General features: G+C 68.4%; 25 protein-coding genes. 11 read left to right on the top strand and 14 right to left on the bottom strand.

Annotated features, from left to right (window positions below; genetic code table 11):
- Positions 1–3: 3 nt before the first annotated feature.
- The 5 genes from OY559_RS16625 to OY559_RS16605 form a co-directional block, all read right to left on the bottom strand.
- Complete coding sequence (locus OY559_RS16625) at positions 4–642, bottom strand: hypothetical protein (protein WP_277727356.1); 639 nt, start codon at positions 640–642, stop codon at positions 4–6.
- Between the two features lie 96 nt (positions 643–738).
- A complete protein-coding gene (locus tag OY559_RS16620) occupies positions 739–1107 on the bottom strand; it encodes a nuclear transport factor 2 family protein (RefSeq protein ID WP_277727354.1) in 369 nt (122 codons plus the stop codon).
- A 31-nt stretch (positions 1108–1138) separates the two neighbouring features.
- A complete protein-coding gene (locus OY559_RS16615; RefSeq protein ID WP_277727353.1) occupies positions 1139–1270 on the bottom strand; it encodes a hypothetical protein in 132 nt (43 codons plus the stop codon).
- A gap of 70 nt (positions 1271–1340) precedes the next feature.
- Positions 1341–1733, bottom strand: coding sequence for a DUF488 domain-containing protein (locus OY559_RS16610; protein ID WP_277727352.1), 393 nt, complete (start codon positions 1731–1733; stop codon positions 1341–1343).
- A gap of 7 nt (positions 1734–1740) precedes the next feature.
- Positions 1741–2997, bottom strand: a complete 1257-nt coding sequence (locus OY559_RS16605) for a 6-phosphofructokinase (RefSeq protein ID WP_277727351.1) — start codon at positions 2995–2997, stop codon at positions 1741–1743.
- A 120-nt stretch (positions 2998–3117) separates the two neighbouring features.
- Here OY559_RS16605 and OY559_RS16600 point away from each other — a divergent pair, with 120 nt between their 5' ends.
- From OY559_RS16600 to OY559_RS16585, 4 genes are all read left to right on the top strand, one after another.
- Complete coding sequence (locus OY559_RS16600; protein WP_142125568.1) at positions 3118–3696, top strand: adenylate kinase; 579 nt, start codon at positions 3118–3120, stop codon at positions 3694–3696.
- A 138-nt stretch (positions 3697–3834) separates the two neighbouring features.
- A complete protein-coding gene (locus OY559_RS16595; protein WP_277727350.1) occupies positions 3835–5544 on the top strand; it encodes a cellulase family glycosylhydrolase in 1710 nt (569 codons plus the stop codon).
- A gap of 121 nt (positions 5545–5665) precedes the next feature.
- Complete coding sequence (mpl, locus tag OY559_RS16590) at positions 5666–6988, top strand: UDP-N-acetylmuramate:L-alanyl-gamma-D-glutamyl-meso-diaminopimelate ligase (RefSeq protein WP_277730037.1); 1323 nt, start codon at positions 5666–5668, stop codon at positions 6986–6988.
- 10 nt (positions 6989–6998) lie between these two features.
- Entirely contained in the window at positions 6999–7574 is a 576-nt protein-coding gene (locus OY559_RS16585; protein WP_277727349.1) for an LON peptidase substrate-binding domain-containing protein, read from the top strand.
- Between the two features lie 134 nt (positions 7575–7708).
- On the opposite strand, the gene OY559_RS16580 is transcribed toward OY559_RS16585, so the two are convergent.
- Positions 7709–9715, bottom strand: a complete 2007-nt coding sequence (locus OY559_RS16580) for a bifunctional DedA family/phosphatase PAP2 family protein (protein ID WP_277727348.1) — start codon at positions 9713–9715, stop codon at positions 7709–7711.
- Between the two features lie 129 nt (positions 9716–9844).
- Here OY559_RS16580 and OY559_RS16575 point away from each other — a divergent pair, with 129 nt between their 5' ends.
- The 5 genes from OY559_RS16575 to OY559_RS16555 all read left to right on the top strand — a co-directional run bounded on the left by OY559_RS16575 (position 9845) and on the right by OY559_RS16555 (position 12821).
- Positions 9845–10441, top strand: a complete 597-nt coding sequence (locus tag OY559_RS16575; protein WP_277730036.1) for a phosphotransferase — start codon at positions 9845–9847, stop codon at positions 10439–10441.
- 83 nt (positions 10442–10524) lie between these two features.
- Positions 10525–11340 (top strand): SDR family oxidoreductase, encoded by an 816-nt coding sequence (locus tag OY559_RS16570; RefSeq protein WP_277727347.1) that lies wholly within the window; start codon positions 10525–10527, stop codon positions 11338–11340.
- 68 nt (positions 11341–11408) lie between these two features.
- On the top strand, positions 11409–11813 hold the full coding sequence (locus OY559_RS16565) for a DoxX family protein (protein WP_277727346.1): 405 nt from the start codon (positions 11409–11411) through the stop codon (positions 11811–11813).
- 7 nt (positions 11814–11820) lie between these two features.
- On the top strand, positions 11821–12258 hold the full coding sequence (locus OY559_RS16560) for a VOC family protein (protein ID WP_277727345.1): 438 nt from the start codon (positions 11821–11823) through the stop codon (positions 12256–12258).
- A gap of 26 nt (positions 12259–12284) precedes the next feature.
- Positions 12285–12821: a cysteine hydrolase family protein gene (locus tag OY559_RS16555; protein ID WP_277727344.1), complete on the top strand. Its 537-nt coding sequence runs from the start codon at positions 12285–12287 to the stop codon at positions 12819–12821.
- 6 nt (positions 12822–12827) lie between these two features.
- Here the strand turns inward: OY559_RS16555 and OY559_RS16550 are convergent, their stop codons facing one another.
- On the bottom strand, positions 12828–13712 hold the full coding sequence (locus OY559_RS16550; protein ID WP_277727343.1) for an ion transporter: 885 nt from the start codon (positions 13710–13712) through the stop codon (positions 12828–12830).
- 104 nt (positions 13713–13816) lie between these two features.
- Between OY559_RS16550 and OY559_RS16545 the strand changes: the two genes are divergently transcribed.
- A complete protein-coding gene (locus OY559_RS16545) occupies positions 13817–15052 on the top strand; it encodes an acetylornithine transaminase (protein ID WP_277727341.1) in 1236 nt (411 codons plus the stop codon).
- On the opposite strand, the gene OY559_RS16540 is transcribed toward OY559_RS16545, so the two are convergent.
- From OY559_RS16540 to thiE, 6 genes are all read right to left on the bottom strand, one after another.
- A complete protein-coding gene (locus OY559_RS16540; protein WP_277727339.1) occupies positions 15053–16333 on the bottom strand; it encodes a sensor histidine kinase in 1281 nt (426 codons plus the stop codon). It lies immediately after the preceding gene.
- Positions 16330–17019 (bottom strand): response regulator transcription factor, encoded by a 690-nt coding sequence (locus OY559_RS16535; RefSeq protein ID WP_277727338.1) that lies wholly within the window; start codon positions 17017–17019, stop codon positions 16330–16332. The genes OY559_RS16540 and OY559_RS16535 overlap by 4 nt, the downstream gene beginning before the upstream one ends.
- Positions 17020–17022: 3 nt before the next feature.
- Positions 17023–18147 carry a DJ-1/PfpI family protein gene (locus OY559_RS16530; RefSeq protein WP_277727337.1) on the bottom strand — a complete coding sequence of 375 codons (1125 nt, stop codon included), beginning with the start codon at positions 18145–18147 and terminating at the stop codon, positions 17023–17025.
- Positions 18148–18217: 70 nt separating this feature from the next.
- Positions 18218–18847: an HAD-IA family hydrolase gene (locus tag OY559_RS16525; protein WP_277727336.1), complete on the bottom strand. Its 630-nt coding sequence runs from the start codon at positions 18845–18847 to the stop codon at positions 18218–18220.
- Complete coding sequence (gene hemL / locus OY559_RS16520; protein WP_277727335.1) at positions 18844–20136, bottom strand: glutamate-1-semialdehyde 2,1-aminomutase; 1293 nt, start codon at positions 20134–20136, stop codon at positions 18844–18846. The genes OY559_RS16525 and hemL overlap by 4 nt, the downstream gene beginning before the upstream one ends.
- Positions 20137–20231: 95 nt before the next feature.
- Complete coding sequence (thiE, locus tag OY559_RS16515) at positions 20232–20867, bottom strand: thiamine phosphate synthase (RefSeq protein ID WP_277727334.1); 636 nt, start codon at positions 20865–20867, stop codon at positions 20232–20234.
- A 35-nt stretch (positions 20868–20902) separates the two neighbouring features.
- Here thiE and OY559_RS16510 point away from each other — a divergent pair, with 35 nt between their 5' ends.
- Positions 20903–21124, top strand: coding sequence for a rubredoxin (locus tag OY559_RS16510; RefSeq protein ID WP_277727333.1), 222 nt, complete (start codon positions 20903–20905; stop codon positions 21122–21124).
- A gap of 107 nt (positions 21125–21231) precedes the next feature.
- Here the strand turns inward: OY559_RS16510 and OY559_RS16505 are convergent, their stop codons facing one another.
- Positions 21232–22080, bottom strand: a complete 849-nt coding sequence (locus tag OY559_RS16505; protein ID WP_277727332.1) for a SirB1 family protein — start codon at positions 22078–22080, stop codon at positions 21232–21234.
- Between the last annotated feature and the right edge of the window lie 5 nt (positions 22081–22085).

Genomic DNA, 22085 nt, shown 5'->3' with positions numbered 1-22085 from the left:
GGGTTACTCCTGTGTGTCGGGTGGTTTCGGGGTGGATGGGATGTCGGGCATCGAGGGCGTCGGGGTCGCCGCGTCTGGCGCGATGCCGCTCGTGGCGGCTTCCGTGGAGAAGGAGCCGGCCAGCTTGGCCGTCGCCGTCGTCAGCGCGGGTATTTCGATTTCCTTGCCGTGGATGAAGTGCGCGAAGGGTCCGATGCCCAGCGACGCGCCCAGTGCGGCGCCGCTGGTGTCGCGTCCAGCACCTCCCAGCTTGAAGCCGCGCAGCCGGATGGTGTGGTCGCCGATCTGGAGGCTACGCGCCGCGAGGATGAGTTCGCCGGGCTTGCCTCCACCGCGCGAGGGCTCGGCATGGACGATCTCGCCGACGCCTTCGATACCGGCGGGGATCACGACCGCATCGTCCACGACCACCGCTTCCTTCAGGCGCAGACGGAAGACGTCGCCGCGGTGGGCGTGCGCGGAACTGATGGGGTCGAGTATCTCGATGACGAGCAGCGTGCCATCAGGCAGTACGCAGCACGCAGGCTGCGCTGTTTCACCGCTAAAGGGAGCAGGCGGCACCGGTGCGTCCTGCGCGCCGCACGGCAAGGCGCACAGTACCGCGAGCAGGCCCGCGCCCACGCATGTCCATTGTCTTTGCATGTTCCCCCCTGGTGGCAACGCTAGCGCAACAGAAGGGGGTCGCCAAGCGGGGGAAGCGGCCATTCCGTGGCCAGGGCCCGATGTCGGGGGCGTCCGCTACGAAGCGGCAGGGGTACCCTGGTGATACGACAGCTGCCAGCCGAGCGCGGTATGTCGCCACACCGACATGCGCAGCGCGGCATTGTGCCGTGTGCCATCGGCCGCGATTCCGTGCGAAGCGAAGTGCAGCAACACCACGCCGTCCGAGAGCCGCTCGATGTGGTGATCGTAGGCGAGGACGCGGGGCGGAGACGGGCGATCGACGAGAAAGTCGATGACGGTCTGCCGCGTGTAGCGCGTGCCCGAACGGCCCACCTCATGGAAGTCGGCATGCAACAGGCGCTCCAGCCGCTCGCGCGAGCACGTCGCGCCGGGGTGGTGGAGTTCGGTTTCCAGCGCCGTCAGTTCGGCGAGCAGGTCGTCCATTGCATCATCCTGGCGCGATGGATGGCATCGATCAGGATGTCTCACCGACGAACGAAGCCGCATTGTCTTTCTGCGCGAGGTATTGGCCGAAACGGTAGCCGGCGCCCGCGATGGCCAGACCGATGGCGACGGCAAGCAGTCCGATGAGCACTTTGCGGAACATGGCGGGATCCTTGAGCGAAGGCGAGGAGCCCACGCTAGCACCGCCCGTTTCGACGGACCGGTGCCTGAAGTCATCCTGCCTTGATGATGGCGCCGCGTTCGGCCAGCAGCGCGCGCAGCACCGACCGGTGGCAGTGTGCTTCATCCTCGCAGTAGCAGCCCACCGAGAAGTCGCTGCCGTGCGACAGCGCAGCAAGCAGGTCCAGCGTGCGGGCATTGTCGGGCACGGCCATCTCGGTGCGGTACTTCCTGGCGAAGGCAGCCCAGTCCTTGGGTGTCGTCGCCTCCTGCGCTTGCTTCACCAGCTCCGTGCTGGGCGCGAGATTGGGATACCAGACGTCGTACCAGTCCTGCGCCGCGAACTCCGCCTTCGGCACGCCACGTGGCGGCCTGCGCACCGTGCCGATGCGCAGGCCTTCGTCCTTCGCGCGCGGACTGCCGAGGCGGACGATGCGGATGCCCATCAGGCGATCAGCCTTCCCAGGCAGGCAGCTTCTTCTTCACCGCCACGTTCTTCAGCGCGACGTACTTCGGCAGGCCATCGGTGCCATACGGGGGGTAGGCTTCGCCGCGGATCAGCGGTTGCAGGTACTTCCGTGCGGCCGGGGTGATGCCGTAGCCATCCTTGCGGATGAAGCCCGGCGGGAACTTCTTCTCGTGGTTGGCCACTTTCGACAGCGGCGCGGCCTCGATCTTCCAGCGGAACGGCGCGTCGGACGTGCGCACGATCACCGGCATCACCGCATTCTGTCCCTTCAGCGCGAACTGCACGGCCGCCTTGCCGACGGCCTGCGCCTGCTCCCAGTCGGTCTTCGAGGCGATGTGGCGCGCGGAGCGCTGCAGATAGTCGGGCAAGGTCCAGTGCACCTTCAGGCCCAACTGGTCCTTCACCCGGCCCGCCAGATAAGAAGCCACACCACCGAGCTGCGTATGGCCGAACGAATCCTTGCCGCCGCCGGCATCGGCGACGAAGCGGCCATCGGCATGCTGGATGCCCTCGCTGGCCACCACCACGCACCAGCCGACGCGGTCGACGACCTTCTTCACCTGCGCAAGGAACTGCGTCTCGTCGTAGGCGCGCTCCGGGAACAGGATGATGTGCGGCGCCTCGTCAGGCGTCTGCCCGGCCATGCCCGCCGCCGCGGCCAGCCAGCCGGCGTGCCGGCCCATGGCCTCGTAGACGAACACCTTGGTGGAAGTTTCCGCCATCGCGGCCACGTCCAGCGCAGCCTCGCGCACGGAGACCGCCGTGTACTTCGCCGCCGAGCCGAAGCCGGGGCAGGTGTCGGTGACGGCCAGGTCGTTGTCGACCGTCTTCGGCACGCCGATGCAGGTCAGCGGGTAGTCGAAGGCCTGCGCCAGCTGCGAGACCTTCCACGCCGTGTCGGCCGAATCGTTGCCGCCGTTGTAGAGGAAGTAACGCACGTCGTGCGCCTTCAGCACCGCCAGCAGGCGCTCGTACTTCGCGCGGTCGGCCTCCAGCGATTTCAGCTTCACGCGGCAGCTGCCGAAGGCGCCGCCCGGGGTGTGGGCGAGTGCGCGGATGGCGGCCGCCGACTCCTTGCTGGTGTCGATCAGGTCTTCGCGAAGTGCGCCGAGGATGCCGTTGCGCGCCGCCAAGACCTTGATTTTCCGGGCCCGCGCTTCGGTGATGACCGCCGATGCGGAGGCGTTGATGACGGCGGTGACGCCGCCGGACTGCGCATAAAGTAGGGTGCCAGATGCCATGTGGGGTTCGTTCCGGGTTGCCGGGATGCGGTAAGCTTCACACAGATGACGCGGTGCAGCGCGGCGCCCGGCGCCCGGCGCGGTCCACCGCCCGCAGGATTCCAGCTTGGGAGTTACAGCATGCGATTGGTTCTACTGGGCCCACCCGGGTCGGGCAAGGGCACTCAGGCGGCGCGCCTGAAGGACTACCTGCAGGTACCGCACATCTCCACCGGCGACCTGCTGCGCGCCGAAGTGGCCGCCGGCAGCCCGCTGGGCCTGCAGGCCAAGGAAATCATGGCGCGCGGCGACTTCGTCAGCGACGACATCCTGCTCGGCATGCTGGAAGACCGCTTCGCCCGCCCCGACACCGCCAACGGCTTCATCCTGGACGGTTATCCGCGCAACCAGGCCCAGGCCGATGCGCTGGGCACGTTGCTGGCCAGGCTGGGCCAGCCCATGGACTATGCGGTGCAACTGGAGGTCCCGGCCGACCTGCTGGTCGAGCGCATCGCCGGCCGTGCCGCTGCGGAAGGCCGCGACGACGACACGCCCGAGGTGGTGCGCAACCGCCTGGACAAGTACACCACCCAGACCGCGCCGGTGATCGACTACTACCGCCAGCATGGTCAGCTGACCGTGGTGGACGGCGTGGGTTCGCTGGACGAGGTGTTCACCCGCATCACCGAGGCGCTGGCGCCGGCCAAGGAAGTGGGCTGACGTTCCCGCATTCCCGGACGTGACTCCACGAAGCCCCGCCATGCGGGGCTTCGTCGTTGAGGGCTGTGATGGCGGGCATCGCCGTCCGTGGGGCCGGCTGTTATGGTCCGGGTCCCGAGGGGTCACCCGGAGCCGCCGATGAAGCGCATCGCCTGCCTGCTGCTTGCCAGCCTGCTCGCCGTATCCGTAGCCGAAGCCAAGGACTTCCTGCGCACGCAGGGCCCGCAGATCGTCGACGAATCAGGCAGGCCGGTGATCCTGCGCGGCATGGGCCTGGGCGGCTGGATGCTGCAGGAAGGCTACATGCTGGACATCGACGGCGTAGGCACCCAACGCAGCATCCATGCGCGCATCGTCGAGCTGATCGGGACGGAGAAGGCCGAGGCGTTCTACCAGGCCTGGCGCGACAACCACACGACCAAGGCCGACATCGACGCGATGGCGCGCTGGGGTTTCAACTCCGTGCGCCTGCCGATGCACTACGCCCTGTACACGCTGCCGGTGGAGCAGGAGCCGGTCGCCGGCCGGCAGACCTGGGTGGAGGAAGGCTTCCGCCGCACCGACGAACTGCTGGCCTGGGCCAAGGCCAACGACCTGTACCTGATCCTCGACCTGCACGCCGCGCCCGGCGGGCAGGGCAACGACAACAACATCGCCGACCGCGACCCCACGCAGCCCTCGCTGTGGGACGACCCGCGCCACCAGGACAAGATGGTCGCGTTGTGGAAGAAGCTGGCGCAGCGCTACAGCGATGAGCCGTACATCGCCGCCTACGACATCATCAACGAGCCCAACTGGGGCTTCGCCGACAAGGCCGACACCAACGGCTGCAAGGAGAATGACAACGCACCGCTGAAGGACCTGCTGGTGCGCACGACACGTGCGATCCGCGAGGTGGACACGCGCCACATCATCGTCATCGAAGGCAACTGCTGGGGCAACAACTACCGCGGCGTGCTCGACGACGGCCCGTGGGACGACAATCTGGTGATCAGCTTCCACAAGTACTGGAACGTCACCACGCGCGACAGCATCGCCGACCTGCTGGCGCTGCGCGACAAGCACAAGATGCCGCTGTGGCTGGGCGAGACCGGCGAGAACTCCAACGACTGGTTCGCCCGCACCGTCGCCCTTGTCGAGGGCGAGGGCATCGGCTGGGCGTGGTGGCCGCTGAAGAAGATCCGCTACAACAATCCGCTGCAGATCGTGCCAAATGCGGGCTACCGGCAGGTGCTGGCGTACTGGAAGGGCGAGGGTCCGCGCCCCTCGCCGGAAGCAGCAGAGACGGCTCTGATGCGGTTCGCCCGCCAGGACGTGCGCCATGAGGACAACGTGCAGCACCCGGACGTGATCGATGCGTTGTTCCGCGCGCCGCATTCGGATCAGTCGGTGCCGTTCAAGACCCATGTGATCGGCAGGGAAGGAGGCCGCATCGCGGCGGTCGATTTCGACATGGGCCGCAATGGCGTCGCCTACCATGACCTGACGCCGGCCAACCACCATATCTCCGACGGTGGCGAACGCGTGGTGTGGAATCCGGCCATGACCTACCGCAACGATGGGGTGGACCTCGGCAAGGACGCCGACGGTGCGCTCCATGTCGCCGGCATGCGACGCGGCGAGTGGCTCAAGTACACCTTCGATGCCGGCACTGGCGGCCGGTATCGACTGGCGCTGGACGGGCGCGGCAAGGGGCGTGTCTCGCTGGTGCTCAACGGAGTACCGGTGAAGGCCGCCGAGCGCGCCCGCGGATTCCGCGCGCTGCCGCTCGCGCCCGGGTGCAACACGCTGGTGGTGAAGGCCGAGAGCGACGGCCTGGATCTGCAGACCCTGCATTTTTCCCGCTGAACCCGCGTCACGCCCACGTCTTGCAGGAGGTGCCGAACCCAGCGCGCTCGGCTAAAGTTCGCGGACTCATCCCGGAACTGCAGTCTTGAAGATCCACATCCTCGGCATCGCCGGCACCTTCATGGGCGGCGTGGCCGCCCTGGCCCGCGAACTCGGCCACACCGTCGAAGGCAGCGACCAGGCCATCTACCCGCCCATGTCGACCCAGCTCGAAAAGCTCGGCATCGCGCTGGCGCAGGGCTACCAGCCTCAGAACATCGCGCCGGACTGCGACGAGATCGTGATCGGCAATGCCTTGTCTCGCGGCAACCCCGCGGTCGAGGCGGTGCTGGACCAGGGCCGGCGCTACATCTCCGGCGCGCAGTGGCTGTCCGAGCGCGTGCTGCCGGGCCGCGACACCCTGGCCGTGGCGGGCACGCACGGCAAGACCACCACGACGACCATCCTGACCTACCTGCTGGACGCGGCGGGGCGTTCGCCCGGCTTCCTGATCGGCGGCGTGGCCGAGGACTTCGGCGTGTCCGCGCGCATCGGCGGCGGCCGCGAGTTCGTGGTCGAGGCCGACGAATACGACACGGCCTTCTTCGACAAGCGCAGCAAGTTCGTCCACTACCGCCCGCTGGTCGCCATCCTCAACAACCTGGAATACGACCACGCCGACATCTTTCCCGACGTGGCCGCGATCCAGCGCCAGTTCCACCACCTTGTGCGTACCGTGCCGCGCCGTGGTCGCCTGATCGTCAATGGCGAGGACCAGAGGCTGGCCGAAGTGCTGGCCATGGGGTGCTGGACGCCGGTGGAACGCTTCGGCTTCGATGCCGCACTGGAGTGGAGCGCGCGCCTGATCCGCGAAGACGGCAGCGCGTTCGCCGTACGCCACCACGGCAACGAGATCGGCGAGGTGCACTGGCCCATGCTCGGCCGCCACAACGTGCTCAACGGCCTGGCCGCGCTCGCCGCATGCCATGCGGTCGGCGTCGATGTCGCCACCGTGCTGCCGGCGCTGGCGGCGTTCCGCAGCGTGAAGCGGCGGATGGAAGTGATCGGCCAGCACGACGGCATCACCGTCTACGACGATTTCGCGCACCATCCCACCGCCATCCACACCACGCTGGAAGGCCTGCGTGCGCGTGTCGGCGAGGCACGCATCCTGGTGGCGATGGAACCGCGCAGCAACTCGATGCGCTCCGGCGCGCATGCCGGGGCGCTGGCACCGTCGCTCGACATCGCCGACGCGGTCGTCTTCCTGCACCGGCCGGAACTCGCATGGGACGCCGGCAAGATCGTCGCCGCCATCCGTGGCGACGCGCGCACCGTGCCCGACGCCGATGCGCTGATCGCGGCGTTGAAGACGCAGGCGCGGCCGGGCGACCACGTGGTGTTCATGTCCAATGGCGGCTTCGACGGTGCGCCGCGACGCTTTCTGGCGGCACTGCAAGGCTGAGGTGGCCGCCATGGCGCACGAATCCCTGCCGCTGTTCCCCCTGCACAAGGTGCTGCTGCCTGGTGCCGCGATGGATCTGCGCATCTTCGAGCGGCGCTACCTGGATCTGGTCCGCGACTGCGGGCGTTCCGGTGGCGGATTCGGGGTCTGCCTGATCCTGGAGGGCAGCGAGGCGGGGGCGCCCGCGACGCCGGCGGCCTACGGCGTCGAAGCGCGGATCGAGAACTTCGACATGGGCGAGGACGGGCTGTTGTCGCTGCGCGTGCGCGGGCACCGGCGTTTCCACGTGGTCCGCACGCGCGTTCGCGACAACGGGCTGGTGATGGCGGATGTGGAATGGCTGTGCGCCGACGAGGACTGGGAGATCCGTCCCGAGCACGCACTGCTGGGCACCTTGCTGCAGACCATGATGGAAAAGGTGGGCACCGATCTGAATGGCCTGCCGCCGCGCATCTTCGAGCACGCCGCCTGGGTGGGATGGCGATTGGCGCAGGTGCTGCCGATCACGCCCGAGCAGCGCGTGTCGATCCTGCAGGAAGACGACGTGCACGCACGCCTGCAGCGCCTGCTGGAGTGGATCGACTGACACCGCCCCGGTAGGAGGGGCTTCAGCCCCGACCGCACGTTCTGAATTCCGGGATGTTTGACGGGGTGGCATCGGAACTGGCTTTCAACAGCCGCACGGCTGGTCGGCCCTCCTCCAGGAACCTTCCCGCTGAGTCAGGGCGGGACCGCCTCGTCGTCGGTACGCAAGCGCAGCACCGGCAGCCCGGAGTCCGGATGCGGCGCGATCACGTGGGCGAGATCCGGCGTGGCCTGCGTCACCGCATCCAGCGCCGTGCGCGCCTCGCGTAACGGCCGCCACAGACGCACCAGGTTGAAGGCGCGCTGCTGCTGCAGCACCTGCGCACTGCCGATCCAAAGCGGCACATCGCCGGGCAGCAGGCGCGTGTCGGCCGGCCACAGGCGCAGCACGAACACTTCGCCCGGCTGGTCGCCCTTGCGCACCATCAGCAGGCTTTCAGCGCGCGTGTCGAGCGTGGCGGGGAGCACGGGTTGCTCATCGTCGGGCAGGTCGCTGTCGAGCAGGTTCAGGGCTTCCTCCCACCCGGCCTGCGGTTGTTCGCGCCAACCGGCGGCCGTCAGGCTGGCCTTCAGCGGCGCCAGCGGCCCGGCGACCTGCACGTCCAGCGGCCAGCGCTGTTCGTCGTCGAACTCGTTGCGGCGCGCCGGCAATGCCTGCCAGTCGCGCTGCCACCAGTCCTGCAGCGCGACCGTCCGTTCGATCACCGGTGTCTGGAACTGCGCCAGCATGTGCTCCACGTTGCGCGGCGCATGCCACAGCCCGGCCAGCACGAAGCTGCCGTAGAACAGCCACGCGATGGGCTTGATCCAGAACGAGCGCACCATGCGGCGCCGGTACGCGATGCCCAGCACCAGCAGCCACACCAGGCCGAACAACATGCCGCCGATGATGTCGCTGAGCCAGTGCGCGCCCAGGTAGATGCGCGCGAAGCCGATCAGCGCCACCACGATGCCCGAGACCAGGTACGGCCACACGCGCGTGCGGCCCGGCAGTTCGCGCGCGATCAGCACGGCGAAGAAGCCGAAGGTGATCGTCGACATCGTCACCGCGATGGACGGGAAGCCGAACCCGCTGCTGACACTGGGGGGCTTCGGAATATCCACTGACGCGCCCAGCCACGCCGTCAGGGCCAGGCCGAAGGCGATGGCGGCCAGCCAGTGTGCGGCCGCCATCCAGCGCTTGCGCCAGCACAGGTAGCCGAGGACCAGCAGCGATGCCGGGGCCAGCACCTGTTCGTCGCCGAGCGAGGCGATCGCGGCGAGGGGATGATCCGCCAGCGGGTTGCGCAACGCGCGCATCAACTCGTACACCCACAGGTCCGCCGCCAGCGGCTCGCCATGGCCGATCACGATGATGAGGAACGCGAACCATACCCACACGATCGCCAGCAACAGGATGGCCAGCAGGGCCAGCGGCACGGATTCGCGCCGCGCAGGCTCGAAGACCGCGGCGGTGTAACGGCCGAGCACCGGATGTGCGTGCGACCACGCCAGTGCGCGCGCCAGCAGGGCATCGGCGTGGGCCGCAAACCAGCGATAGGTGTACAGCACCATGGCCCATGCCAGCGCGATCACCAGCACCAGCAGTCCCAGGACCAGCGCCAGTCGGCCCGCCACGGCGGCCACGGCATCGTATGCGTGGCCCAGCACCCAGCCGGGCAGCAGGAAGGCCACCGCCCATGCCACGCAGGCCGCACCGCTTGCCACGGCATAGCGCCGCAGCGGCATGCGCGAGATGCCGGCGACCGCCGGCACGAACGGCCGGATGGGGCCAACGAAGCGCGCGATGAAGATGCTCTTCCATGCATTGCGGCGGAACAGCAGTTCGCCGCGGTCGAGCAGCTGCGGATACTTGCGGAACGGCCACACCGTGCGCAGCTGCTGGCCCCAGCGATGACCGACCCAGTAACTGGTCGCGTCGCCCAGGAGCGCGCCCAGCGTCGCGCAGAGGACGGCGTAGGGACCCGAGATTTCGCCCAGGCCGATCAGCACGCCGACCGCGAACAGCAACGGCAGGGCCGGCACGATGGCGCCCATGATGATCACCGCATCGCAGAAGGCGATGGCGAAGATCACCAGCCCTGCGGCCACGGGATGCGCGCTGATCCAGGCCAGCAGGTTGTCGAACCAGGAGGACTCCATCGCCGGATTATAGGCGGCGGCACATGACCGGCGTCTGCGACCTATGGACGGTAGAATGACGTCGTGGACTTGCGCTCGCCCTCCGAAATCGCTGCACTCAAGGCCGACAGCTTCGGCCGCATCTCGTTGATGCAGGGGGGCGGAGGCCCATTCGTACGTCGTGACCTTGCACACGTCCCGCTGTGGTTGAGGTTTCCGGCCTGGTGGCTGGCGAGGCGCGAGGCGCTTGCATTGCGCAAGGTCGCCGGCATGGCCGATGTCCCCCAACTGCTCGACTGGACCGGCCGCCGGCTCGACCGCAGCTACATGGAGGGCGCAGCGATGTACCAGCGGCCGCCGCGTGGCGACCTGGCCTACTTCCGCGCCGCGCGCCGGCTGCTGCAGCAACTGCACCGCCGGGGCATCGCCCACAACGATCTCGCCAAGGAGGCGAACTGGTTGGTGCTGGAAGACGGCCGCCCGGCGATCATCGATTTCCAGCTCGCCACCCGCGGCGATCCGCGCTCGCGCTGGATGCGCCTGCTGGCGCGGCAGGACCTGCGCCATCTGCTCAAGCACAAGCGCATGTACTGCGGCGCCTCGCTGACGCCGGTCGAGAAGCGCGTACTCAAGCGCACGTCCTGGCTGCGCGACCTGTGGTTCCGCACAGGAAAGCCGGTCTATCGTTTCATCACGCGCCGGCTGTTGAAGTGGGAAGATAACGAAGGACAGGGGCCGAAGCCATGAGGCCCGGCGTTGCAGCTCCCGGACCTGCAGGAGCGTCCCACGGGCGCTCCTGCAATGACGGTTTGTAGAGACCAGGAAACGACATGAACCTCGCAGGCAAAACCCTGTTCATCACCGGCGCTTCGCGCGGCATCGGCCTGGCCATCGCCCTGCGCGCGGCGCGCGACGGCGCCAACGTGGCGATCGCGGCCAAATCGTCGGTGCCCAATCCGAAACTGCCCGGCACCATCCACACCGCCGCGCAGGCGGTCAACGACGCCGGGGGGCGGGGACTGGCGCTGAAGTGCGACATCCGCGAAGAGGACGAGGTGAAGGCCGCGATGGCCGCGACCTTCGACGCCTTCGGTGGCATCGATATCCTGGTCAACAACGCCAGCGCCATCTGGCTGGCCGGTGCGCTGGACACGCCGATGAAGCGCTTCGACCTGATGCAGCAGGTCAACGCGCGCGGCAGCTTCCTGTGCGCGCAGGCCGCGCTTCCCTACCTGAAGCAGGCCGCCAATCCGCACATCCTGACGCTCGCGCCGCCGCCCACGCTGGACCCGAAGTGGTGGGCGCCGCACACCGGTTACACGTTGGCGAAGATGGGCATGAGCTTCGTGACCCTGGGGTTGGCCGGCGAGTTCGGTCCGCAGGGCATCGCAGTGAATGCCCTGTGGCCGCGCACCATCATCGCCACCGATGCGTTGAACATGATTCCCGGCGTGGAGATCCCGCGCTGCCGCACGCCGCAGATCGTCGCCGACGCCGCGCATGCCGTGCTCGCCCGCGAGGCGCGCGGTTTCCACGGTCACTTCCTGATCGATGAGGATGTGCTGCGCGAAACGGGCGTCATGGATTTCACGCCGTATGCCGTCGATCCGTCGCAATCGCTGTTGCCGGATCTGTTCCTGTCGTAGCGGGCAGGCGCGGCCCCGCGTGCCGCGCAACCTGCGTTCGATGCCGGTCATGAAGAGGAGCCACGACGATGTCGCCATCTGAAACCGCAGGACGCCAGGCGCTGGCGTTCATCCGCATCGCCCTGGCCGCGCTGCTTTTCGTCCATGGCGTCGCGCGCGTGCTGGCCGATGGCGTGGCGCCTTTCGGCGTATTCCTGGAGTCGCGCGGATTTCCGTTCGGACTGGGGATCGCGTGGTTCGTGACGGTGTTCGAACTGGTCGCGGCGCCGCTGTTCGCGGCGGGCCGATGGATCACGCCGATCGCGCTGGTGTTCAGCGCGATCTACGCCTGCGGCATCTGGCTGGTGCACGCGCCGGCGGGCTGGTTCGTCGTGGGCCTTGGCCGCAATGGCGCCGAGTACAGCGTGCTGATCATCGCCTGCCTGCTGGCCCATGCGTGGGCGCACCGAAACCGCTCTTCCGTTCCGACATGAGGCTGTCATGAAATACCTGCACGCGATGATCCGCGTCCACGATCTCGAAGCCACCGGCCGCTTCCTCACCGAAGGCCTGGGCCTGGTGGAAACCCGCCGCATGGAGAGCCCGCAGGGGCGTTTCACCCTGGTCTATTTCGGCGCGCCGGCCAATCCGGAAGCGGAGATCGAACTGACCTACAACTGGCCGCCGGAAGACGGATCGCCTGCCGAGGACTATGGCAGCGCGCGCAACTTCGGCCATCTCGCGTTCGAGGTCGATGACATCCATGCGACCTGCGCGCACTTGCAGTCGCTGGGCATCACCATCAACCGCCCGCCGCGCGATGGCCGCATGGCCTTCGTCCGGACGCCGGACCTGATCTCGATCGAATTGTTGCAGAAGGGTGCCGCGCTGCCGCCGCAGGAGCCTTGGCTTTCGATGCCGAATACGGGAAGCTGGTGACGCATCCGCAAGAAGGAGCCCGACAGATGAACCTTGCCCTGGTCGTGATCGATGTGCAGCGTGGCCTGTTCGAGCCGCAACCGTCGCCGGCTGATGCCGATGGCGTGATCGAGCGCATCAACGCGCTGTCGGCGAAGGCCCGCGATGCCGGCATGCCCGTGATCTTCGTGCAGCATGAACGCGCGGGCGACCTGGAGCCGCAATCCACGGGCTGGGCGCTGCATCCCGCGTTGTCGGTGGCCGAGGGCGACCACCGTATCCGCAAGAGCACGCCGGACGCGTTCCTTCGCACCGGGCTGGACGAGGTGCTGTCGTTCTGCGGGGTGGAGGGCGTGGTGCTGTGCGGCTACGCGACGGAGTTCTGCGTGGATACCACCACGCGCAGCGCGGCGGCGCATGGGTACCACGTGGTGCTGGCCGCCGACGCGCACACCACCCACGACAAGGCGCACGCGACGGCCGACCAGATCCGCACGCACCACAACGCCACGCTGCCGGCGATCCGCAGCTTCGGTGTGAGCATCCGTGCATTGCCTGCCGCGGAGATTGCGTTCGCGGGCTGAGCCGCTTCAGCCCATCGGCGCGTGGAGCCGCGAGCCGCAGTGGCGGCAGTGCAGGGCGTCGGGATCGTGGCCTTCCAGCCCGCACTCCGGACAGCCGCGGCGGTCCAGGTGCCCACGCTCGTGGGAGGCCTCGCGCAGGCTGCTGGCCAGCTCCGCCGTGTAGATGCCGGTGGGCACGGCGATGATGCTGTAACCGATCAGGATCAGCACCGAGGTGATCGCACGGCCGGCGGTGGTCTGCGGCGCGATGTCGCCGAAACCGACGGTCGCCATCGTCACGATGGCCCAGTACATGCTGGTGGGGATGCTGGTGAAGCCGTGCTCCGGGCCTTCGACCACGTACATCAGGGCGCCGAAGATGACGACCAGCGTGAGCACCGCGCAGACGAAGACGAAGATCTTGCGCCGGCTGCGCCACAGCGCGCCCACCAGTTGTCCACTCTCCTCGACGTACTGGGTCAGTTTCAGGATGCGGAACAGCCGCAGGATGCGCAGGATGCGTACCACCAGCAGGCTCTGCGCGCCCGGTACCAGCACCGACAGGTAGGTCGGCAGGATGGACAGCAGGTCGATGATCCCCCAGATGCTGATTGCGTAGCGCAGCGGCCGCCGCACGGTCGCCAGCCGCAGTGCGTATTCGGCGGTGAACAGCAGCGTGAACGCCCATTCGGCCGCGTAGAGCACGTCGGCATGACGCGCGTGGAAGGACTGCACGCTGTCCAGCATGATGACGATGACGCTGGCGAGGATGGCCAGCACCAGCACGAGATCGAAATTGCGCGACGGCGGCGTGTCGTGCCGGTAGATGATGTCGAACCAGCGCCTTCTCCAGCCGTCCTCGGTGGCGGGGTTGAGCTGGGGGTCCGAAAACAGGCGCGGCTGGAACTTCATGGGTCGCCATGATGCACCAACACGTGGCTGCCTGCCTCGGCCCCTGCCTGCGGTGCCTGCCCGCTTGCGTCACAATATGGCCCCCGCCTGCTGCCTGCCAGACCATGAGCGCCACGACTCCCGACCTGCTGTCGAACGGACAGCGTTACTACCTGCCGGTCTACCGTCCGCGCGAGGTGATCCTGGAGCGCGGCCAGGGCGCACGGGTGTGGGACAGCGAGGGCCGCGAGTACCTGGACCTGTCGGCCGGCATCGCCGTCTGCGGCCTTGGCCACAACGATCCCGACCTGGTCGCGGCGCTGACCGAGCAGGCGGGCAAGCTGTGGCATACCAGCAACGTCTTCTACAGCGAGCCGCCGCTGCGCCTGGCCGAGGAACTGGTCACCGCGTCGCGCTTCGCCGAGCGCGTGTTCCTGTGCAATTCCGGCGCGGAGGCCAATGAAGCGGCGATCAAGCTGGTGCGCAAGTGGGCCGCCGCGCAGGGTCGTGCACCGGACCAGCGCGTGATCGTGACGTTCCGTGGCAGTTTCCATGGCCGCACGCTGGCCACCGTGACGGCGACGGCGCAACCGAAGTACCAGGAGGGCTACGAGCCCCTGCCCGCTGGTTTCCGCTACGTCGATTTCAACGACCTGACCCAGCTGGAAATCGCCATGTCCTGCGGCGACGTGGCTGCCGTGATGCTGGAGCCGGTGCAGGGCGAGGGCGGCGTGATGCCGGCCGCGCCCGGCTTCCTGGCGGGCGTGCGCGCGCTGTGCGATCACCATGGTGCGCTGCTGGTGCTGGACGAAATCCAGGCGGGCATGGGGCGCACCGGCACGCTGTTCGCCCACTGGCAGGACGGCGTGGTGCCGGACATCGTGACGCTGGCCAAGGCGCTGGGCGGAGGCTTCCCGATCGGCGCGATGCTGGCCGGACCCAAGGTGGCCGAGGTGATGCAGTTCGGCGCGCATGGCACCACCTTCGGCGGCAATCCGCTGGCGGCCGCGGTGGCGCGCGTGGCGCTGCGCAAGCTGGCTTCGCCGCAGATCGCCAACAATGTCGCCCGCCAGGCGGCCGCGTTGCGCAAGGGACTGGACGCGATGAATGCGGAACTCGGCCTGTTCTCGCAGGTGCGCGGTCGTGGCCTGATGCTGGGCGCGGTGCTCAATGCGAAGTACGCGGGGCGTGCCGGCGAAGTGCTCGACCTGGCCGCGGCGCAGGGCCTGCTGATGCTGCAGGCCGGCCCCGACGTGCTGCGCTTCGTGCCCTCGCTCAACATCACCGATGCGGAAGTGGCCGACGGCCTGCAGCGCCTGCACGCCGCGCTGCGCGCGTTCGCGGACCGGACGGTGGCGTGATCAGCCCGCAGGCAGCGTGAGCCGCGCAATCGTCCGGCCCGCCGCGCTATCGATCCGCAGCGCGATGCCGTGGCGCTCGCAGAGCCGCTGCACGATCGACAGTCCAAGGCCGAAGCCGCTGCTGTCGCCGCTTTTCACGAACGGTTCGAAGTCGACATCGCGCACGTCGCCACCGGGATTGGCGATGCGCAACGCGCTGTCTTGCATGTCGATGACGATGTGACCGGCGCAGGTGTGCGCGAAGGCGTTGCCGACGAGATTCGACAGCAGGATGTTCAGCACGGTCGCCGGCAGTGTCGTGAAGACGTGGGTTGCGACATCGACCCGCACCTCGACCGGCTTGTGCTCCAGCAGCGGAGACTGCTCGACGATGACGCGTTCCAGCAGCGGCAGCACCGGCGTCCTGGTCTCCGATTCGGGCGATGCCTGCTCCCGTGCCAGCGAAAGCAGCAGCGCGACGGTCTGTTCGAGCTGGCGCGACGATTGCGCGATGTGGTCCAGGTGGCGTCGTGCCGCATCGGACAAACCGGCTTCCATGCCCAACCGTTCCGTCGCGGTGCGGATCACCGTCAACGGCGTGCGCAGTTCGTGGCTGGCGTCACGGGTGAATTCCCGTTCGCGCTCGACGAAATCCCGAACGCGTGCGATCAGGTCATCCAGCCGGCGGGCGACCACGCCAACCTCGTCGTCCGGGAAACCGGCGGCGAAACCGGGCGGCAGCCGTTCCGGTGTCGCATCGCCCACGGCATCCGCCAGCCGCGACAGCGGCGCGGTGGTGCGCCGCGCCAGCCAGCCGCCCAGCAGCAGGGCGAACGCCACCATGGCGACCCCGGACCACACCAGCAACTGCACGATCTGCGCACGCATCGGCCGGACGACAAGCAGGGAGCTGACTTCGGCGACCAGCCACGCGGCCGGTTCGCCCGCATCGCGTGATGGCAGCATGCGCACGTGGTAGTGGCGGCCCTCCGCGCCGGCGAATTCGCGTCGTCGCGGCTCCTCGCGCAGGACGTCGGCGATGCCGTCGGGCAGGGCCGACGCCGTTGTCGCGATGGACATGAAGCCGTCGCGTGGCGTGGTCCAGTCGCCATGTTCCTCGTGGTACGCCTGCTGCGCGGCGACCTCGCGGTCCAGCATCGTCTCGAAGAGCTGGTCTTCCACCGCGTACACGAACAGCACGACGTACAACGCGAACACGGCAGCGACCAGCAGGGTGAAGCCGGCGAACGCCAGCATCAGGCGGTTGCGCAGGCGTCGGCGCGACGGGCCGGAGGGCATCATGCGTCGGCCTCCAGCCGGAAACCGACGCCATGCACGGTCTTCAGCATCGGCGTGGCGAACGGTTTGTCCAGCGCCTGCCGCAGCAGGTAGAGATGGGTGCGAAGGGGATCGGACTCGGGTGGCGCATCGTCCCACAGTCGCTGGACCAGGTCGCTGCGCGTCAGCGTGCGGGGCCAGGCCTCGGCAAGCGCCAGCAGGATCTGGTAGCTGGTGGCATGGAGGTCCAGCTCGCGGTCCCCGCGGCGCGCATGGCCGTGGCGGCGGTCGACCTCCAGTGTGCCGATCCGCAGCACGTGTGTCTTCCCGGCACGGTGGCGTTGCGACAAGGCGATGCAGCGCGCCAGCAGCTCCGCGCCCGCGAACGGCTTCACCAGGTAGTCGTCGGTGCCGGCGCGGAAGCCCTGCAGCTTGTCCTCCAGCGCGTCGCGTGCAGTCAGCATCAGCACGGGGACATGCCGGTCGGCCTCCGCCCGCAGGCGCTCGCAGAGACGGATGCCATCAAGCCCGGGCAGTCCCAAGTCCAGCACCAGCACGTCCGGCGGCGACGCCAGCGCCATCTGAAGCCCGCTCAGTCCGTCGCCGGCGAACTCGGCATGGATGCCTTCCGCCGTGAACAGGCCATCGAGCTGCGCGCGCAGCAACGGGTTGTCCTCGATCACCAGGATGCGGAGCGCGGAAGGCTTCATCGTTCAGCCGTCGATGCGTTGCAGGAGGGCCCTAGCTTCTTCCATGTCGGGCTTGCCTTCCAGCAGGCGTTGCACCAGTGCCTTGGCCTGCGCACGCTCACCCAGTCGCAGATGCGCTTCGGCGGCACCGAGTTTCAGTTCGGGTTGCGCCATGTACGGCATCGCCAGCTGCATCAGCCGCAGTGCATGGCGCACGTCATCGTCGCGGGTGGCGGCTTGCGCCTGGTAGTAGCCCAGCAGACCGAGCAGGTCGACGTGGTAGCGCGTGGTGTCGGTCGACAGGGCGGCCGCGACGCCCTCGATATCGCCCTCGCGCGCCTGTGCCGCGAGCGCCATCGTCAGTTCGTCGCGCCACGGCGTGCGTGCGACCGGCGTGCGCCCCGTCGCGCGCACGATGGCCTCGGCGACGCCCGCGGTGGAGTAGGGGTTCTGCCCGGTGACGAGGCGACCATCCACGACGACCTTCACCATCATCAGCGGTGCTTCCTCCCAGCGCGCACCGCGCTCGCGCAGCCTGTCTTCCAGCAGCCAGGGAAACTCCTTCGCCCAGCGCTTGCCGAACAGGGCCTCCTCCTCGTTGGTGAAGCCGGTCAAGGTCTTGCCGTCCACGAGCGACGCGCCATTGCGCAGGCGGACGTCGACGAGCGCGGCCGGTCCGTGGCAGACCGCGCCGATCACCGCGCCGTGGTCGTACGCATCGGCCAGCAGCGATGCCAGCGCGGCGTCGCGCGGCAGATCGAACATCGCGCCCTTGCCGCCGACCACGTAGATGGCGGCGTAGTCGCTCGCCTTCACGTCGCGGGTTTTCCGCGTGTCGGCGAGCACGCGTGTGGCGTCCGCATCGGCGAGCAGGGCGGCATTGAAGGGTTCCTGCGGGTTGTACTTGTCGGCTTCCACGGCTCCTCCTTGCGGACTGGCGACCTCGATGGCGAAGCCGTTCGCCTTGAAGATCAGCCATGCCTGCGACAGTTCGTCGAACTCGTAGCCCGGGCGGGTCTTGCCCTGGTCGCGGCCTTCGCCGCTGACGACGATCAGGATCCTGCCTGCATCCGCCGCGTGCAGCGGTGTGGCGAGGGTGGCCAGCAGGAGCGCGCAGGCCAGGTGGAAGGTGCGTGGAATGAAGCGCATGACGAGGGTTCTCCGGTGGTTGGGCACCAGTGTTCCGTCGCCGGATCAATCAAGGTTCAAACCAGGCCGGTCACCAGCCGGTCTGGGGGCCGAAGGCATAACGCTTCAGCGCCTTGCCCAGCGTGCGTCCGTCGGTCACGGTCTCCGCGTGCAGGCCGGCTTCGCGCGCCCCCTGCACGTTGGTGAACCTGTCGTCGACGAACAGCGTGCTGGCAGCGTCCCAGCCGAGCAGTTCCAGCGCATGCGTGAAGGTGGCCGGTGCGGGTTTGCGGCGCTGCAGGCCGCCACTGGTCAGCACGCGGCCCTCGATCCGCGCCGCCAGCGGCGCGACGATGCACGGGATGGCCTGCGTCATCATGGCCCCGTTGTTGGTCAGCACGCCCATCGCCACGTCTGCGTGCAGTGCAGTGACACGGGTCAGCACGTCGTCCATGGCCGTGCTGCCGGCCATCCGCGAGGCGATCCATGCGTCCTCGTCAATGGCGGCGCCGATCCCCTCGCCGAGACGGTGCAGGTATGCCGCCGTGTCGACGCTGCCGCTGTCGTACTCGGTTTCCAGCCCCGATACGAACAGCACCTCGCGCACGCGCTCGTGTTCGCAGCCAGCGTGCGCGGCGAGGTGAGCGATGCGGACTTCGTGCCGGTAGTGCGCCAGGACGCCATCGAAGTCGAACAGCACCTGGTGGATGCGCGGCTTCATCCAGCCGCGACCACCTTGAACGCCTCGCGCGCGGCGACGAGCGTCGCCTCGATCACCTCGGGCGTGTGTGCGCTGGACATGAAGCCGGCCTCGAACGCCGACGGCGCCAGGTACACGCCGCGCTCCAGCATGGCGTGGAAGAAGCGGTTGAACGCCGCGGTATCGCAGGCGACGGCCTGTGCATAGGTGTCGACCTGCTGATCCGTGAAGAACAGCCCGAACATCGCGCCGACGCGGGTCGTCGTAAGCGGCACGCCGGCGTCGCGCGCGGCGGCTTCCATACCTTCGCACAGCGCGGCCGTGGCGGCGGCGAGCCCGTCGTGGAAGCCGGGCGACTGGATCAGCTCCAGCATCGCCAGACCCGCGGCCATCGCCACCGGATTCCCGCTCAGCGTGCCGGCCTGGTAGATCGGGCCGGCGGGCGCGATCTGCAGCATCAGGTCGCGGCGGCCACCGTAGGCGCCCACCGGCATGCCGCCGCCGATGATCTTGCCGAAGGTGGTCAGGTCCGGTGTGATGCCGTAGTGCGCCTGCGCGCCGCCCAGCGCCACGCGGAAGCCGGTCATCACCTCGTCGAAGATCAGCAGTGCGCCGTGCTGCGTGCACAGCGCGCGCAGGTGCTGCAGGTAGCCTTCGCGCGGCGGCAGGCAGTTGGCGTTGCCGACGACGGGTTCGATGATCAGGCAGGCGATCTCGCTGCCGTACTGCTCGAACAGTGCCGTCGCGCCATCGAAATCGTTGTAGCTCAGCGTTAGCGTCAGCTCGCTCAGTCCCGCCGGCACGCCGGGCGAGGTCGGCACGCCCAGCGTCAGCATGCCGCTGCCGGCCTTCACCAGGAACGAGTCGCCGTGGCCGTGGTAGCAGCCTTCGAACTTGACGATGCGGTTGCGGCCCGTGGCGCCGCGCGCCAGCCGGATCGCCGACAGCGTGGCTTCGGTGCCGGAGTTGACCATGCGCACCATCTCGCACGACGGCACCAGCCGGGTGATCGTCTCGGCCATCGTCACTTCGGCCGGGCAGGGCGCGCCGTACGACAGACCGTTCTGGATCGCTGCCTGCACGGCGTCGCGCACGGCCGGATGGTTGTGGCCGACGATCATCGGACCCCACGAACCCACGTAGTCGATGTAGCGGTTGCCATCCACGTCATGCAGGTACGCGCCATCGGCGCGCTGCACGAAGAACGGTTCGCCCCCCACCGACTTGAACGCGCGCACCGGCGAATTGACGCCGCCGGGCAGCAATGCCTGGGCGCGGGTGAAGAGGGCGTGGGACTGGTCGTGGTTCATGGGATTCCAGGGGAGAACTTTGTAGGAGGGGCTTCAGCCCCGACGGCTCTTGCAGGTGTCGTGGTCGGGGCTGAAGCCCCTCCTGCAGAGCTGGATCAGGAACCGAAGCCGCGTCGATAGGCGATCGCTGCGGCCAGCGGGTCGGACGCCTCGAACACGCCGCCGATCACGGCAACCAGGTCGGCGCCGGCCGCCACCAGCGGCCCCATATTGTCCGGGGTAATCCCGCCTATCGCCACCCGCGGGACGCCAAGCACCGCGGCATCGGTCAGCAACGCCGGCGTGGCGCGTCGTGTCGTGACTTTGCTGGCAGTGGGAAAGAAGGCCCCGAACGCGACGTAGCTGGCGCCTGCGGCCACCGCGCGCTCGGCCAGCGCGGCATCGTCGTAGCACGAGGCGCCGACGATGGCGTGCACGCCCAGGCGGCTGCGCGCGGCGGCGAGATCGCCGTCGTCTTCCCCCAGATGGACGCCGGCGGCACCGACGGCCTCTGCCAGCGCCACATCGTCGTTGATGATCAGCGGCACGTTCGCCCGCGCGCAAAGTGCTTGCAGGGCCGCGGCCTGCGCGTGGCGAAGGCCGGCATCCGGGTCCTTCTGCCGGTATTGCAGCCATGTCGCATGCGGCAGTACGGCGGCCACGCGTGCCAGCAGGCACGCCGTGTCCCGCTCCTCCGGCGTGATCAGGTACAGCCCGCGGGCAGTGCGGACGGACGGCGGCAGGGCGGTCATGGGTGAACTTCCGGTGCACGGGCGGCGGTGGGACAATGGCCGCTCCTTCCAGCGTGCATTATCCGATGACCGACGCCACCACCACCATCTTCCGCACCTGGATGTGCGTGGTCTGCGGCTTCATCTATGACGAGGCCGACGGCCTGCCGGAAGAAGGCATCGCCCCGGGCACGCGCTGGGAAGATATCCCCGCCGACTGGACCTGCCCCGACTGCGGCGTGGGCAAGGACGATTTCGAGATGGTGGAGCTGGACTGAGGGGTCCAGGTTCCTTGGCGCTTGTGGGAGCGACGTGAGTCGCGATGGGCATTCCGCACGTTGTCATCGCGACTCACGTCGCTCCCACAAGGCAGCCACACGCCGCGTCAATGCATCCGCGACGATCGCACCGCGCTGAGCTCAACCAGTTGCTCGCGGATCGCCGAGGCGTCGTTCGCTTCCGGTGCCAGTTGCAGATAGCGCGTCAGGTCACGCTGGGCGCCATGGCGGTGGTCCATCTTCAGGTAGGCCAGCCCGCGGTCACGCAGGGCATCGGGCTGGTCGGGCGTCAGCTTCAGCACGCGATCGGCGCTGCGCGCGGCGCGGTCCCATTCCTCGCGCTCGGCATACACGCCGTGCAGGTTGCGCAGCGTGCGCACCAGGATCGCGCGCGGTGAGGCTGGGTTGAGGATGTGCAGGAGCGCCGCATCATCGGGAACATCGCCGCCCAGGTGCGGCTTGGCGCGTTCGCGCAGTTCGTCCACGCCCAGCGGGCGGCCACCGTTGAAGGGGTCCATCACCAGCAGGCCGTCGTCCACCGGCAGGCGCACCAGGAAATGGCCGGGGAAGGACACGCCGTCCAGCGGCACGCCCAGCCGGTGGGCCACTTCGATCTGCACCATCGCCAGCGACACCGGATTGCCCAGCCGGCGCTCGAACACCTGGTTGAGGTAGCTGTTGCGCGGGTCGTAGTACTCGTCGTGGTTGCCGGTATAGCCCAGTTCGTCGAACAGGTGCCGGTTGATCGCGGCCATCTTCAGCGGCCACGGCTCGATGGTGTCGATCTCGTGGCGCAGGTGTTCGGCATGGCTCTGGACGAGCGTGTCGTAGAGATCGGCGTCCAGGTCGGGGTACTCGTCGCGCGCGATCAGCAGCGCGGTTTCCAGCAGCGGGACGGTCTCGTCCGCCTGGCTGGCCAACGCATTCCATTCCGGCAATGTCAGTCGATCCCCCATGGCCA

It is taken from the genome of Pseudoxanthomonas sp. SE1 (assembly GCF_029542205.1).
In the GTDB taxonomy this organism is placed as follows: domain Bacteria; phylum Pseudomonadota; class Gammaproteobacteria; order Xanthomonadales; family Xanthomonadaceae; genus Pseudoxanthomonas_A.
The sequence above is the reverse complement of the archived record's forward strand: the minus strand, read 5'-3'. Positions and strand labels throughout refer to the sequence as shown.

Coding starts and splice junctions, on each gene's coding strand:
- OY559_RS16625 (WP_277727356.1), bottom strand. CDS start 642: ATGCAAAGACAATGGACATGCGTGGGCGCGGGCCTGCTCGCGGTACTG.
- OY559_RS16620 (WP_277727354.1), bottom strand. CDS start 1,107: ATGGACGACCTGCTCGCCGAACTGACGGCGCTGGAAACCGAACTCCAC.
- OY559_RS16615 (WP_277727353.1), bottom strand. CDS start 1,270: ATGTTCCGCAAAGTGCTCATCGGACTGCTTGCCGTCGCCATCGGTCTG.
- OY559_RS16610 (WP_277727352.1), bottom strand. CDS start 1,733: ATGGGCATCCGCATCGTCCGCCTCGGCAGTCCGCGCGCGAAGGACGAA.
- OY559_RS16605 (WP_277727351.1), bottom strand. CDS start 2,997: ATGGCATCTGGCACCCTACTTTATGCGCAGTCCGGCGGCGTCACCGCC.
- OY559_RS16600 (WP_142125568.1), top strand. CDS start 3,118: ATGCGATTGGTTCTACTGGGCCCACCCGGGTCGGGCAAGGGCACTCAG.
- OY559_RS16595 (WP_277727350.1), top strand. CDS start 3,835: ATGAAGCGCATCGCCTGCCTGCTGCTTGCCAGCCTGCTCGCCGTATCC.
- mpl (WP_277730037.1), top strand. CDS start 5,666: ATGGGCGGCGTGGCCGCCCTGGCCCGCGAACTCGGCCACACCGTCGAA.
- OY559_RS16585 (WP_277727349.1), top strand. CDS start 6,999: ATGGCGCACGAATCCCTGCCGCTGTTCCCCCTGCACAAGGTGCTGCTG.
- OY559_RS16580 (WP_277727348.1), bottom strand. CDS start 9,715: ATGGAGTCCTCCTGGTTCGACAACCTGCTGGCCTGGATCAGCGCGCAT.
- OY559_RS16575 (WP_277730036.1), top strand. CDS start 9,845: ATGCAGGGGGGCGGAGGCCCATTCGTACGTCGTGACCTTGCACACGTC.
- OY559_RS16570 (WP_277727347.1), top strand. CDS start 10,525: ATGAACCTCGCAGGCAAAACCCTGTTCATCACCGGCGCTTCGCGCGGC.
- OY559_RS16565 (WP_277727346.1), top strand. CDS start 11,409: ATGTCGCCATCTGAAACCGCAGGACGCCAGGCGCTGGCGTTCATCCGC.
- OY559_RS16560 (WP_277727345.1), top strand. CDS start 11,821: ATGAAATACCTGCACGCGATGATCCGCGTCCACGATCTCGAAGCCACC.
- OY559_RS16555 (WP_277727344.1), top strand. CDS start 12,285: ATGAACCTTGCCCTGGTCGTGATCGATGTGCAGCGTGGCCTGTTCGAG.
- OY559_RS16550 (WP_277727343.1), bottom strand. CDS start 13,712: ATGAAGTTCCAGCCGCGCCTGTTTTCGGACCCCCAGCTCAACCCCGCC.
- OY559_RS16545 (WP_277727341.1), top strand. CDS start 13,817: ATGAGCGCCACGACTCCCGACCTGCTGTCGAACGGACAGCGTTACTAC.
- OY559_RS16540 (WP_277727339.1), bottom strand. CDS start 16,333: ATGATGCCCTCCGGCCCGTCGCGCCGACGCCTGCGCAACCGCCTGATG.
- OY559_RS16535 (WP_277727338.1), bottom strand. CDS start 17,019: ATGAAGCCTTCCGCGCTCCGCATCCTGGTGATCGAGGACAACCCGTTG.
- OY559_RS16530 (WP_277727337.1), bottom strand. CDS start 18,147: ATGCGCTTCATTCCACGCACCTTCCACCTGGCCTGCGCGCTCCTGCTG.
- OY559_RS16525 (WP_277727336.1), bottom strand. CDS start 18,847: ATGAAGCCGCGCATCCACCAGGTGCTGTTCGACTTCGATGGCGTCCTG.
- hemL (WP_277727335.1), bottom strand. CDS start 20,136: ATGAACCACGACCAGTCCCACGCCCTCTTCACCCGCGCCCAGGCATTG.
- thiE (WP_277727334.1), bottom strand. CDS start 20,867: ATGACCGCCCTGCCGCCGTCCGTCCGCACTGCCCGCGGGCTGTACCTG.
- OY559_RS16510 (WP_277727333.1), top strand. CDS start 20,903: ATGGCCGCTCCTTCCAGCGTGCATTATCCGATGACCGACGCCACCACC.
- OY559_RS16505 (WP_277727332.1), bottom strand. CDS start 22,080: ATGGGGGATCGACTGACATTGCCGGAATGGAATGCGTTGGCCAGCCAG.